Source organism: Solibacillus sp. FSL R5-0691 (genome assembly GCF_037974225.1).
In the GTDB taxonomy this organism is placed as follows: Bacteria; Bacillota; Bacilli; order Bacillales_A; family Planococcaceae; genus Solibacillus.
The window spans coordinates 1,581,422-1,593,096 of the sequence record NZ_CP150231.1; the positions used below are offsets into that span (position 1 = coordinate 1,581,422).

16 protein-coding genes and 1 other annotated feature (1 of these 17 cut by a window edge) are annotated in these 11,675 nt (G+C 35.0%); of the genes, 9 read left to right on the plus strand and 7 right to left on the minus strand.

From position 1 onward, the window contains the following. Positions 1 to 3: 3 nt before the first annotated feature. From MKY51_RS07770 to MKY51_RS07785, 4 genes are all read left to right on the plus strand, one after another. Positions 4 to 855, plus strand: a complete 852-nt coding sequence (locus MKY51_RS07770) for a hypothetical protein (protein ID WP_339176329.1) — start codon at positions 4 to 6, stop codon at positions 853 to 855. 9 nt (positions 856 to 864) lie between these two features. Beyond that, positions 865 to 1,377, plus strand: coding sequence for a hypothetical protein (locus MKY51_RS07775; RefSeq protein WP_339176330.1), 513 nt, complete (start codon positions 865 to 867; stop codon positions 1,375 to 1,377). 363 nt (positions 1,378 to 1,740) lie between these two features. Then, positions 1,741 to 2,628 carry a tetratricopeptide repeat protein gene (locus tag MKY51_RS07780; RefSeq protein WP_339176331.1) on the plus strand — a complete coding sequence of 296 codons (888 nt, stop codon included), beginning with the start codon at positions 1,741 to 1,743 and terminating at the stop codon, positions 2,626 to 2,628. A gap of 89 nt (positions 2,629 to 2,717) precedes the next feature. Beyond that, entirely contained in the window at positions 2,718 to 2,954 is a 237-nt protein-coding gene (locus MKY51_RS07785; protein ID WP_339176333.1) for a hypothetical protein, read from the plus strand. Between the two features lie 132 nt (positions 2,955 to 3,086). Here MKY51_RS07785 and MKY51_RS07790 read toward each other — a convergent pair whose 3' ends face one another. The 3 genes from MKY51_RS07790 to MKY51_RS07800 all read right to left on the minus strand — a co-directional run bounded on the left by MKY51_RS07790 (position 3,087) and on the right by MKY51_RS07800 (position 4,786). After that, positions 3,087 to 3,299, minus strand: a complete 213-nt coding sequence (locus tag MKY51_RS07790) for a hypothetical protein (protein WP_339176334.1) — start codon at positions 3,297 to 3,299, stop codon at positions 3,087 to 3,089. A 14-nt stretch (positions 3,300 to 3,313) separates the two neighbouring features. After that, entirely contained in the window at positions 3,314 to 3,817 is a 504-nt protein-coding gene (locus MKY51_RS07795; RefSeq protein ID WP_339176336.1) for a GNAT family N-acetyltransferase, read from the minus strand. Between the two features lie 81 nt (positions 3,818 to 3,898). Beyond that, complete coding sequence (locus tag MKY51_RS07800; protein ID WP_339176338.1) at positions 3,899 to 4,786, minus strand: helix-turn-helix transcriptional regulator; 888 nt, start codon at positions 4,784 to 4,786, stop codon at positions 3,899 to 3,901. Positions 4,787 to 5,028: 242 nt separating this feature from the next. On the opposite strand from MKY51_RS07800, the gene MKY51_RS07805 reads away from it, so the two are divergent. After that, a complete protein-coding gene (locus tag MKY51_RS07805) occupies positions 5,029 to 5,454 on the plus strand; it encodes a cytidine deaminase (protein WP_339176339.1) in 426 nt (141 codons plus the stop codon). Between the two features lie 86 nt (positions 5,455 to 5,540). Here MKY51_RS07805 and MKY51_RS07810 read toward each other — a convergent pair whose 3' ends face one another. Together MKY51_RS07810 and MKY51_RS07815 are read right to left on the minus strand one after the other, a co-directional pair. Beyond that, entirely contained in the window at positions 5,541 to 6,149 is a 609-nt protein-coding gene (locus MKY51_RS07810; protein ID WP_339176341.1) for a DUF2812 domain-containing protein, read from the minus strand. Further along, the gene (locus tag MKY51_RS07815) at positions 6,136 to 6,459 is read right to left on the minus strand and encodes a PadR family transcriptional regulator (protein ID WP_339176342.1); all 324 of its coding nucleotides are present in this window, start codon (positions 6,457 to 6,459) and stop codon (positions 6,136 to 6,138) included. Before MKY51_RS07815 ends, MKY51_RS07810 begins: the two co-directional genes overlap by 14 nt. A gap of 193 nt (positions 6,460 to 6,652) precedes the next feature. On the opposite strand from MKY51_RS07815, the gene MKY51_RS07820 reads away from it, so the two are divergent. Beyond that, entirely contained in the window at positions 6,653 to 7,684 is a 1,032-nt protein-coding gene (locus MKY51_RS07820) for a S66 peptidase family protein (protein WP_339176344.1), read from the plus strand. Positions 7,685 to 8,156: 472 nt separating this feature from the next. Here MKY51_RS07820 and sspO read toward each other — a convergent pair whose 3' ends face one another. Next, positions 8,157 to 8,306, minus strand: a complete 150-nt coding sequence (gene sspO, locus MKY51_RS07825) for a small acid-soluble spore protein O (RefSeq protein ID WP_339176346.1) — start codon at positions 8,304 to 8,306, stop codon at positions 8,157 to 8,159. A gap of 151 nt (positions 8,307 to 8,457) precedes the next feature. Between sspO and MKY51_RS07830 the strand changes: the two genes are divergently transcribed. Together MKY51_RS07830 and MKY51_RS07835 are read left to right on the plus strand one after the other, a co-directional pair. Beyond that, complete coding sequence (locus tag MKY51_RS07830; RefSeq protein ID WP_339176347.1) at positions 8,458 to 8,748, plus strand: hypothetical protein; 291 nt, start codon at positions 8,458 to 8,460, stop codon at positions 8,746 to 8,748. A 19-nt stretch (positions 8,749 to 8,767) separates the two neighbouring features. Further along, positions 8,768 to 9,301, plus strand: coding sequence for a GrpB family protein (locus MKY51_RS07835; protein WP_339176348.1), 534 nt, complete (start codon positions 8,768 to 8,770; stop codon positions 9,299 to 9,301). A 48-nt stretch (positions 9,302 to 9,349) separates the two neighbouring features. Here the strand turns inward: MKY51_RS07835 and MKY51_RS07840 are convergent, their stop codons facing one another. Continuing rightward, a complete protein-coding gene (locus tag MKY51_RS07840) occupies positions 9,350 to 10,150 on the minus strand; it encodes a class I SAM-dependent methyltransferase (protein WP_339176349.1) in 801 nt (266 codons plus the stop codon). A 356-nt stretch (positions 10,151 to 10,506) separates the two neighbouring features. Between MKY51_RS07840 and guaC the strand changes: the two genes are divergently transcribed. Further along, complete coding sequence (gene guaC / locus MKY51_RS07845) at positions 10,507 to 11,487, plus strand: GMP reductase (RefSeq protein WP_339176590.1); 981 nt, start codon at positions 10,507 to 10,509, stop codon at positions 11,485 to 11,487. Positions 11,488 to 11,549: 62 nt separating this feature from the next. Then, positions 11,550 to 11,675 (plus strand) — a binding site (T-box leader); it runs 108 nt beyond the window's last position.

Here is an 11,675-nt window from a genome sequence, read left to right on the forward strand (position 1 = left end):
ATAATGAAACACAATTCAATCATAATAAAAATCGACAATTTGGAACAATACAAAATCGGTAATCACCTTAAAGAATCTTTAAAGGATGTTCTATGGCGTATTCAATCTAACAGCTACGATGAACTAATCGCAGAAGTTTTTAATGATATTGTAATTGCCATCGGGATGAGCTGGAATAATCCAAACCATCCTTTTGCTAAATATATTTACATTGCAGGTACTGTTTCAAACGAACTAATGAATGAACTACTTATTCTTCAGCCTCCATATGATCGAATAATTTTTTCTTGCTGGGAAAATGAGCAAGAAAAAATTCAGCTAATCCAGCAATTTCAATTCCAGCTTTTTAGAAAAACTTTTATGGAGAACTATACAATAAATGATTTATTGCAAAAGATTAACGAGAAGGATGAACCGCTATTATTAGTATCCCTCGAACAAATTTTAAAAGAACCAACTTTAGAAGAAGATTTATTTAAGCTTTTAAAATATAGCTATGAGCATACGCATCTACATAATCCTGCCAAAGAGGTGGCTTGGCAATCTTGGAAGAATAGCCTTTTAAATGAAGCACCTGATTTACAATTAAGTTTTACTGTAATCGAAAATAAGCGTGTCACTGCATATATATTCCTTCATCCGATAAATAACGAACATTACGAAATTGGCTGGGTCGGACAGCAAGGCAATACGGATTTATTAGTGATTTTAAAAGAGCAATTAAAACGATTACGTGAAAAAGGTATTAAGACTGTAGAGTTTGAAGTGGATACCACCGACTACAATGCGTGGCAATTCGCAGAGATTTTAGATTTAAACAAAAAACTTAGTTGGAATTCTTATATTTTAAGATAGGGGTGTTCAATGAAAAAATTCGCTGTTGTTTTACTTGCTGTACTGTTACTAGTAAGTTGTAGACAAGAGGAGCTTGCTATAGAAGATAGGTTGCAATTTGAAATTCAAAAACCTAACGAACAGGAGCTTGAACAACTGAGTAATAACGCAAGTAACTTTACTGAACAAGAAATCGAACAGTATTATGCAGTTATTGTTTTCGATTATCAAATATTAAACGGGAATAAGTTTAACAAGTTAACCGTAAATCATGATTTTGATTGGGGGGCATTTATGGACGATATTGAATTAGATTATGGAACGATGTATATGAACGGGGAGAGTAGCTTAAGCAATTTTAATAATGGCAGCTTTAAGCAGGAAATCCTACGCTTTATTTTTTATGCAAAGGATTTTTCGAGAGAGCAGTTAGAAAGCATTTTTGAAACATATAAGCTTCATATTTCATGGCAAAAGAAAAATGATGGTGAAATAATTGAAAAGACGATTCAAATAGGAGATTATCTTCAGGATAAACGCTAAGTTATTCAATCGTAAAGGATGTGTTAATATAGAAATATTAGGTCTGGTAGCTCCATTAGTATTCTCAATTTTATGGTTTCTAAATTTAGTTCAGCTCCTAGAAAAGTTACAACAAGGGAAAAATATACATAATCAAAAGGTATTAGGCTGTGTTTGGAGTGCTTGTTTAGTTTTATCAATCATCATTTCTACATCGATAGTTTTATAACACTCGTCTCGCTGAGGGTTGTTGGGATAGTTTTACAAATGGATCGATTCTGATTGTTCCAGTTTTGGTCATACAGTTAACACTATTTAACCAAGGGAGAATCTTTTTACAGAGAAAGGCAGGAGAACCGTATTTCAGATAATAAAAGAGCGATTATGCTGTTAGAGGAAAACAAATATGATGAAGCTTTTTCACTTTTTAAAAAGTTAGCAATAGAAACACCATCTGTTCAGAGTCTTAACAATTTTGCGTGGATTATGTTGCGAGAGGAAGAAAATGGAGCTGAGGCAAAGGCATTATTAGAACAATTACTTGTCCTGAACCCACAGACTTCGTTTCCTTATATGTTACTCGGTGAAATTGCGTTACATAATAAACAGTTTAATGAAGCGAAGCATTATTTACTAAAGGCGCACAGTTTTAGCGAAGCGGAGGATGTGACCTATAATTTAGCAATGGCACATTTTCAGCTCGGTGAATTTGAGCAAGCAGCAAAAGTTTTTTCTCGCTGTATTGGTGATTCAGGCATGACGCAATTACACGAGGTCGTATCGTGGTTGTATGCAGGTGGTGTTGATAAAGCAAAGGCGCTATTAGCTAATTGGAATGACGAAGCGGATGATTACACAGGTGCGATTGAAATTGCAGATGTTTACATAGAGCTTGGTTGTTACAAGGAAGCTCGATCACAATTTGAAAAAGAATGGAACAGCTATTATATTTCACCTTATTGCGTCAGTCGCTATGCGTATACGTTGTGGCAATTAGAGGACTACGATGCATGCCGAACAATTATCCAACAAGCGATAGAACAGAATAAAGAAGAACAGATGGATGAACAGCAAAGGGACCTCGATGAGCATTGGACAGCGCGGGATCGTGACGACTGCATAATTGAATTAACCGAACAGCTTAATACTCTCGAAAACCTATTGCAGGGCTTAGAAAACGGAGATGTACCATCCTTTGATTACGATATGTATCCTAATGGAGGCTGTCAGTTATTTGGCTGCATGCAGCATGGCCACCCTGAATATGAATAGGGAATAAGTAGAGAAATAAGGTAGAATAAGATTTCATAATGCTTAAAATTTTAGCTATATAGCTGGCTAGCACCCAGTAGTGATTGAATATGTTAATTGAAGTGGATGGGTATGATCAGCAAGTGCTGTTATCTGGACCAAGCTATACATTAGAGCAGTTAAACAAACTTTATAAACAAGTAAATAAGAAGGCATCTTCCAGCATAGAAATTACGCACGTTTTGTGTTCAGATTATCAATTTTACCGAATTCCGTATGATGCAACTGTTCAGGTGGCATTTGTGATTGATACCGATACAGGACGGATTTATTCCCCGACATATTAAAGTATGAGAGATTGAAGAAGTGAGTAATTAGGAGTCATGCTTGAAAAATTAATACTCATTAGACAAGCATAGTAAATGATACTCCCTAGAACATTTAGTATTGAATAGCATAAAAAGATTTAAACTTTTATGCTATTTTTTCTCACAAATTACCGGAGACCGAAATCCTTCTTTTTTTATCACCACTCCATTTTCATTATCAAAGTTTTCAAAGCACTTCTCTATAATAAGCTCATTTGCTTGATGATTTTTATAAATTTGGTTAATAGTTATACCGCCAATTGTTAATATCAGGATGCTTCCAACTATGGCAATTAACATACTAAGGTTATTTTTATTATTCAATGGCAATGACTCCTTTATTTTAAATCGACTTGAACGAAATACTGATAAAATAATTTATCCACTTGTAATACAGGGAAACTTTCAGGTAATTCGATAGGATCTATCCTTGTAAATCCATTCTTTTCATAAAACCGGTGAGCGGCTAAAAATTGTGGTGTAGTTCCTAGATAAATAACCTCTACAGAATGTTCTTTTGCCCATTCGATAGCAGTGTTTAATAAAAGACTTGCGGTTTTAAAAGTTGCCCCGCGATAATTTTTATCCACAAACATCTTCCTTAATGCAACCTGGTTATTACCGATATCTAAAAGACTGATTGTACCAACAACTTTATCATTATAAATGGCTACCCAAAAATTACCGTTTCCTGTCTGATAAAATTCTTTTACTTTGAACAGATCGGGTTGATCATTTTTAGTTATCGGAATGTTGTATTCCTGCTGCTGAATATGAAGAATTAAATCTACAACTTGAGCTTGATATTCATTGCTATATTGTTTCACAATAGGGAAGTTCATCTTCTATTTCCACCACCTTTAAGATATGTATTTTCTAAATTTTACAGTATAACTCATTTTTGGCAACCCTATATCTAAAATCTAAAGAGATGAGGGGTTATATTGTCGGAATTCTAATTGACACTGAAGCTCCTCAAAATTCTGTAGAAGCATGTTCAATAATGCTTGATCATCATAAATTTCCAACAATAATTTTATTTTTGAAAACTCTTCATTATATTGATCTTTCAAAAATAAGTAGCAGATGGATTTATTGAAAAATAGTCCAGCTAATGTCTGGTAATTCATTTTTTGTTTATATGTTTTTTCAATATAATTCAGTTTATGGAGTGCGATGTCATATTGTTGATGTTCAATGTAAATAACGCTCAAATCCATTTGAAGGTATATCTCCAAATAAGTTAAATCTTTTTCGTACTCTTTGTACTTTCGAATTCGTTGTAATGCAGTTTTCGTAATATCCTCCGCAATCTCTAATGGTAAAAGAAATAATAAGCTATTAAGTAAAATTAAATCATCAATATACCAATTGTCTAATCGTTGGAATTCTTCCCAAATGACCATTGCTTGTGCTTGGTTCTTTTCATTTTCTACCCCATTTATATAATGAAATAATATCTGATAGGCAGAATGTATTTTGTTTAAGTTAGTTGATGGTGTTTTAGCTAAAAAATTTTCTAAACGATCTATTTTGATTTTTAATAAATCAGGCGAAACAATAGCTAAATCCCTGAATTCTTGCATAATAGTCTGTTGTTCTGTAGCTGAATAATTATTGTGAACATAGAAAAACTCATTGCTTGATATATTGAACTTTTGAAGTAATTTTTCTAATAGCTCTACATCAACCTGAAGTTGATTTCTCTCAATACGAGAATATGTCCCTTGATTAACTACCCCTTCTGCAACTTGATTTTGAGTCATATTACGATTCAAACGGATTTTCTTTAATGTATCTCCAATTCCCATATTTCCTCCAAATATTCCAATTCGCATATTTTGTAATAATTCCAGTATTTTCAATTATACTGAAATTATTAAAGAAAATTATATTTTTATTAGAAATGGGAGTTAAATATGAGTACATTTACTACGATTTTTCAAATTGCCGTACCTTATGTTTTTTTAATCATTTTTTCTATTTATTTTTGGAATAAAATAAGTAAGAATTAGAAGAAGGAAAGAATTTAATCTCAAGGAGCTAGAATTCAATGCCAGATAAAGAACTTTATAATGCAGTAAAAGAATTAGTGGATGTAAGATATCCGAGTGGTTGGGGTGGTGCGGCAGCGGTTCGTGTAGAAGATGGGACGATTTATACAAGTGTGGCACCAGAAGTAATCAATGATTCAACCGCTCTTTGTATGGAAACAGGTGCAATTTTAGAAGCCCATAAATTTAATAAAAAAATTACACATAGTATTTGCTTAGCAAGGGAAGATGAACTTTCGCCATTAAAAGTACTTTCACCTTGTGGAATTTGCCAAGAACGCTTATTTTACTGGGGGCCTCGAGTACAATGTGCCATTTCAAATGAAAAGAATGAAATCATTTTTAAGACATTAACGGAACTTCAACCTTACCATTGGACAGATACATATTACGAAGAAATGGTCGATCATTGGCGGAAATTATAGTTGTTTCGAGATTAGTCACAATAAAAAGAGGAAATCTCCCCAGGGATTTCCTCCTTTTATTTATCAATGGCTGTAATTGAGTTTACTTAAGTTCTATCCAATTGATTTTGCTCTTCCTTCTTGTATTTAAAATACATAGTTAAGGAGATTAATCCGAACATAAGCATTAGCCATGGAGAGCCAAATCTTGTAATAGCAAAGGGTGTTTCGAAGAGGAATGCACTCCAAAAGTCATAGCCATTTTTGTCCCATAACCCTGGTGTATAATACGCATCTTTAAGATTGGTAAACTGGGTTGTATTTTGGAATACACAAAATGTAATGAAAAGGGCAAAGCATGCGTATGCTCCATATATTTTGCTGAGACGTTGAAAATATTGAGTTATAGAGGAATGATCTGAAAACAGGGAATCGTCTTTATTGGTGGGATTTAACCAATACTGTAAAGTCGAGTACCGTGAACCTCCTACATGGATCCAACCAAAATCCGCAAAAAAGGCTTTGTATTCCTGGAATTTTTGTTCAGATGTGAATGATTGGCAATCTAATCGTAGAATTTGTTCTTTATTTGAAGTTTTTTCAAATGTATATACATGAAAGGCATTTACACGCTTTAATTGCCAGCCTTTTTGAAGCATATTATTTAACCATCGTTCTTCTTTTTGAGCGTCCGAAAATAGTTTAAGCTTTTTCATCATTAAACCCTCCTTCGTAAAGTGAAAGAATATGCATGAATCGTCTTTTTTCAATTTCTAAAATTTCCAAGCCTTCATCCGTAATACGGTAAACTTTTCTTCGAGAGTCGTCTGAAGGAACGAGCACAATCCAGTTGTACTTTAATAAATTTTCAATAGCACCATACAAAGTACCGGCAGCTATCCGCACCTCACCATTACTCATTGTTTCAACCTCTTGCATAATTGCGTATCCATGCAATGGTTTTCTTAAAGCGAGTAATATATAATGCATTGTTTCTGTTAAAGGTAATAACTTATGTCTTTTCATTACAACGCTCCTTGCCAAAAATATACAGTTCAACTTTATATCATTATATACAGTCTAACTATACATTTCAACTGTATATATAATGTTGTATCGATTTAATTGAAAGGCTTGTTTATAAATAACAGCAGGTATTAAGCTTTTTTTATAGAACTAGTTTTTATACATAAATTCGAAAATGTAGAGGTGAGTAAAGATGTTAATTAAGCCTGGAAAATTACAGCCGGGAGACCGGATTGCTACAGTAAGTCCTTCGTGGGGTGGAGCAGGAGAACCCGCTCTTAAATGGCGATATAATCAAGGGGTAAAGAGATTGGAGGAAGTGTTTGGGCTTGAGGTAGTCCCAATGCCGAACAGTTTGAAAGGTGAAGAATATCTTTATCAAAATCCACAGGCTCGAGCAGAGGATTTAATGATGGCCTTTAAAGATGAACAGATAAAAGGGATCATTGCCAATAATGGAGGAGAAGATAGTATCCGTTTACTCCCTTATATTGATATAGATGTCATACGTAAAAATCCGAAAATATTGATGGGTTATTCGGATGTAACCATTGCCCATTTATTTTGTCATAAAGCAGGGATCTCTTCATTTTATGGTCCGGCCATCTTAACCGATTTTGCTGAAAATGTGGAGATGGATCCTTATACGGTTGAAATGGTAAACCGGACACTATTCTTGGGTGAAATCATTGGTGAGATTCAACCTGCAAACGAATGGACGAGTGAGCGTTTGGAATGGACAGAAGAAAATAAAAACCGTCGCAGGAATATGCGGGAAAATTCAGGTTATGAAGTACTACAGGGTTCGGGTGTAGTGCAAGGATTTTTAATAGGTGGTTGTATTGAAGTGTTAGAGTTTGCTAAGGGAACTGAACTTTGGCCGGATAAAGAACATTGGGGCAATAGCATTCTATTCTTTGAAACCTCTGAAGAATATCCTGAACCGAATCTTATTAAATATTGGCTGCGAAATTATGCGGCACAAGGCATTTTGCAAAAAACAAATGGCATCATTTTCGGGAAACCACAGGATGAGAAGTATTATGGGGAATATAAAGAGGTAATTCTTCAAGTGATGAGTGAGTATCGTTTAGAAAATCTGCCGATACTATATAACTTGAACTTTGGTCATACCGAACCGAAATTTATATTACCTTATGGGGCAAAAGCAGAAATTAATTGTGAAAAGGGGACGTTCAAAATTTTAGAAAGTGGTGTTAAATAATCGAAGCGAGTAAAAGGTGCGAATGTAGATTAAATAATATTCGTACCTTTCTGTTGTTTAAAACCGGCATTTTGTGGAAGAAATGATTTTATTTCGGTATATTAAATGCAAGGAATTTAAATAGAATTATATTTAATCTTAACGATTGGATTAAAAGAAACATCACATATTATCGAAGAGGGAGGATCATATGGGGAGTTTTAATACTTTTAAAGACATACGTTACTGGATTCTTTTAGTGCCATTTCTAATTATTATATTCCTGTACATTTATTGTACTCCAAGTAACTTTTTTGAAAAGCCGTATGTTTCATCGATTTCCATTTTTATTTTTCCGGCATTATTTTGGTCTACCTATTATCTATGGAATTATCTTGGTGGTAAAAAGAAGAGAAAAAATAGGGAAAGTAGTAGCGACTTGTAAAGGCAAACGAATTAAATACCCCCACCTTACTCCAGATGGGGGAAGTTGTTATTGTCGCTTCTTCGTTTTCTTGTTATTAAGCCTCTCGGCCGCTGTCAACGGTTCGTTTGCCAGTTCGTGATCAAGCGCCCTTGATAAGTTCTTTCTTACTGCTTGCTCATCACTCGTGCTGCGATTGTTTTTATTGTTAGTACTCACTGTTTACACCTCCATGATGGTAGTTTGCCACGGTGCGTCGTGAGTATGCATTTTAGTTAATCCATATAATATGGTTACATGTTTATTTTAAAAAATAGTCTCCTGAAGATTGATTTAATTTACTTCACTAGCTAGTAGGAGGGAATGACACTTGGAAAAAGCAAAAGTCGGGATGATTCTGGGGATTTTTTCTATGTTGCCGGTGATCATAAGTGTAATTTATTTTTATTCTGTACGAGGGCCGAACTCTGAAATTCACAGGACAATTGCAGTGTTAACTATTTTATCTATTATAGGTCTTATTACTGCGGGAATAACTTCATGGATATTAAAGGGACGCCTAAGTAGACTAGTAATCGGATTAATTGGAATCATCGCCAATCTTGCAGTGTTAGTCGTTGCATTTCTTTTATTATTAGCTATGGGAATAAGTGAACCATGACTTTTTTGAGGAGGGACGGATGAGAAAAACAACAATACTTCCTTGGACAGAAGCTTGGGTAAAACAATTTGAAAAGGAAGAAAAAATACTTAAAAATACTTTTGGAGATGAATTGCTTGGAATAGAACATATCGGCAGTACTTCTCTTTCGACAATCGGTTATGCAAAGCCTGTTATAGATATATTACTCGTTGTAAAAGAAATCGGAAAAATTGATTTATATAATGAAACTATGACAGAACTGGGGTATGAACCAAGAGGTGAGAATGGAATAGCAGGCAGAAGATACTTTCCAAAAGGTAAGAATAATAGGACACATCATGTTCATATTTATCAGGAAGGACATGAAAATATAGATATACATTTAGATTTCAAGAAATACTTATCCCATTTTCCAGAAGTCGCAAAAAGTTATGGTGAATTAAAAATAAAATTAGCGAGACAGTTTCCGAATGAAACGCATCAATATCAGAAGCATAAACAGGATTTTGTTGATGGATTGGTTGAACAAGCAATAAACTGGAGCGCTCAACAAAATGAAAATAAATTATAAGTAATAGAAGAAGCCAGTTTGTTTAATTAAACTGGCTTCTTTTTGTTATTAAAAATCAGCGCACAGTACAAAACTATTTAACGAAAGAAGAGGCTTTGTTTGCTCATTCATTAAATAGGCATAACTGCGAATTAAGGACTGAATTTTGGTCGGAACTTCCGAGAATTCATTCAGCAAGTAATTGCTGTAGTCAACTTCCCACGATCCATCCTGTAAATAGCTGGCGTCGACTGTTTGGTCAACTTTGATTGAAAAGCCTTCGCTTAGCATAAGTTCCTTTATTTGCGTTTTATGAAAGAGATTTTGGATATTCCCTTCATTTTCTGTAAATGCTATATAGAGCGCGGCAATATTAGCTGCGCAAAAATGGGCACGCTGGGCATCTGAAGTATAATCGATATCCCACTCGGCAAAACAGATACGATCGGCTATTTGCTTAATTTTTTTCAAGTATTTCTTTAACAGTTCGATACTTTCGAAGTACCAGGAACAATGGGATAGAACGACGACATCAAATTTCTCGTCGAACGCCATTTGCAAGAAGTCGGTTTCATAGTGGAAATCGATTCGCTGTCCTAATGGGGATTGTGAAATCGTTTCTGCTGCTTCACCTAATGTGATTGGTGCACCGTATTCAGTTGAGGCAATGTCAATGGCAACGACACTGCCAGTTTCTCCGACGGCATCTGCCAATACAACAGTTGTGTCACCTTGCCCGCATCCGATTTCAAGTACTTTCATACCTTTCTCAATTTGAAAGGTTTTTACTAGCTCAATACGATGTGTTAATTGTGTACGTTGTATTGTATCGTCCCCGATAATTTTCATGCAGTTTAATAAATGTTCCAATGTTTTTCAGCTCCAATAATGATTGATTATTGAGCCAATTTCAGCTCAATCTTATTTCTGAACGTTCAACCATTTCTCTAACATCAATTCATCGACTCCTTTTCAATAATTCTATTAAAGCATTGCATCGCGCTAGTGGACAATAGTTATTTATAAATAAGGGGAAATATAATTTTTTTACGTTTACAATGAAGAAATTTGTTTAGATTCCTTAAAAACCGAACAATTATATTAAAATTAAATAAAATATTCGTTTTATGGTTGACAACGTTTTCATTGTTTAGTAAAGTAACAGATGTCGAATGATTATTATAAAAAACACGAAAAATGTTCGTATTTAGGAGTGTAGTGAAATGATAGATACAGTTTTTGATTATGAAGATATTCAATTAATCCCTGCAAAGTGCATAGTGAAAAGTCGTACAGAATGCGATGCAACCGTAACTTTGGGTAACCATACATTTAAACTTCCGGTAGTTCCGGCAAATATGCAAACAATTATTGATGAGCAATTAGCAGAAAAATTAGCTGCACAAGGTTATTTCTATATTATGCACCGTTTCCAACCTGAAAAGCGTGCGCAATTTATCCGTGATATGCATAGCAAAGGCTTGATCGCATCGATTTCTGTCGGTGTTAAAGATGAAGAGTATACATTTATCGAAGAGTTGAAAGATGCTCAGCTTGTACCGGATTATATTACGATTGACATCGCACATGGTCACTCAAACCAAGTGATTGAAATGATCGGTCATATTAAAAAGCATTTACCGGACAGCTTTGTCATTGCAGGAAATGTCGGTACTCCTGAAGCAGTACGTGATCTTGAAAATGCAGGGGCAGATGCGACGAAAGTTGGGATTGGCCCAGGTAAAGTGTGTATTACAAAAATTAAAACAGGCTTTGGTACAGGCGGCTGGCAGTTGGCAGCACTTCGCTGGTGTGCAAAAGCAGCTTCAAAACCGATTATCGCGGACGGCGGTATTCGTACACATGGGGATATTGCCAAATCAGTGCGTTTCGGTGCATCAATGGTGATGATCGGTTCACTTTTTGCTGGGCATGAGGAATCACCTGGCCAAACAGTGGAAATCGACGGCAAACAAGTAAAAGAATACTTCGGTTCTGCTTCGGAATTCCAAAAAGGCGAGCGCAAAAACGTAGAAGGCAAGAAAATGTATGTCGATTCAAAAGGATCGATTTTCGATACACTAACTGAAATGGAACAAGATTTGCAGTCGTCCATTTCATATGCAGGTGGTAAGACTTTATCGGCGATTCGTAACGTTGATTATGCAATTGTTAAAAATTCAATTTTCAATGGCGATAAAATTTAAATTTTCTGATAATAAGTGTTGACTTTTTATTTCATTGCCGGTAAACTTCATTTCAAGGTAATATCTAGGCAATGATTGGAAGTAGTAAATAGCTTGTATACTTTAAGAGAGCCAGTGGGTGGTGCAAACTGGCAGATACAACTGTTGAACTCGTCCATGAGCTACGACCTGAAGTTACAGTAGGGAAG

What these genes read in the sequence shown, in the direction of transcription:
- MKY51_RS07770 (WP_339176329.1), top strand. Translation starts at nt 4, where the DNA reads ATGAAACACAATTCAATCATAATAAAAATCGACAATTTGGAACAATAC.
- MKY51_RS07775 (WP_339176330.1), top strand. Translation starts at nt 865, where the DNA reads ATGAAAAAATTCGCTGTTGTTTTACTTGCTGTACTGTTACTAGTAAGT.
- MKY51_RS07780 (WP_339176331.1), top strand. Translation starts at nt 1,741, where the DNA reads ATGCTGTTAGAGGAAAACAAATATGATGAAGCTTTTTCACTTTTTAAA.
- MKY51_RS07785 (WP_339176333.1), top strand. Translation starts at nt 2,718, where the DNA reads ATGTTAATTGAAGTGGATGGGTATGATCAGCAAGTGCTGTTATCTGGA.
- MKY51_RS07795 (WP_339176336.1), bottom strand. Translation starts at nt 3,817, where the DNA reads ATGAACTTCCCTATTGTGAAACAATATAGCAATGAATATCAAGCTCAA.
- MKY51_RS07800 (WP_339176338.1), bottom strand. Translation starts at nt 4,786, where the DNA reads ATGGGAATTGGAGATACATTAAAGAAAATCCGTTTGAATCGTAATATG.
- MKY51_RS07805 (WP_339176339.1), top strand. Translation starts at nt 5,029, where the DNA reads ATGCCAGATAAAGAACTTTATAATGCAGTAAAAGAATTAGTGGATGTA.
- MKY51_RS07810 (WP_339176341.1), bottom strand. Translation starts at nt 6,149, where the DNA reads ATGAAAAAGCTTAAACTATTTTCGGACGCTCAAAAAGAAGAACGATGG.
- MKY51_RS07815 (WP_339176342.1), bottom strand. Translation starts at nt 6,459, where the DNA reads ATGAAAAGACATAAGTTATTACCTTTAACAGAAACAATGCATTATATA.
- MKY51_RS07820 (WP_339176344.1), top strand. Translation starts at nt 6,653, where the DNA reads ATGTTAATTAAGCCTGGAAAATTACAGCCGGGAGACCGGATTGCTACA.
- MKY51_RS07835 (WP_339176348.1), top strand. Translation starts at nt 8,768, where the DNA reads ATGAGAAAAACAACAATACTTCCTTGGACAGAAGCTTGGGTAAAACAA.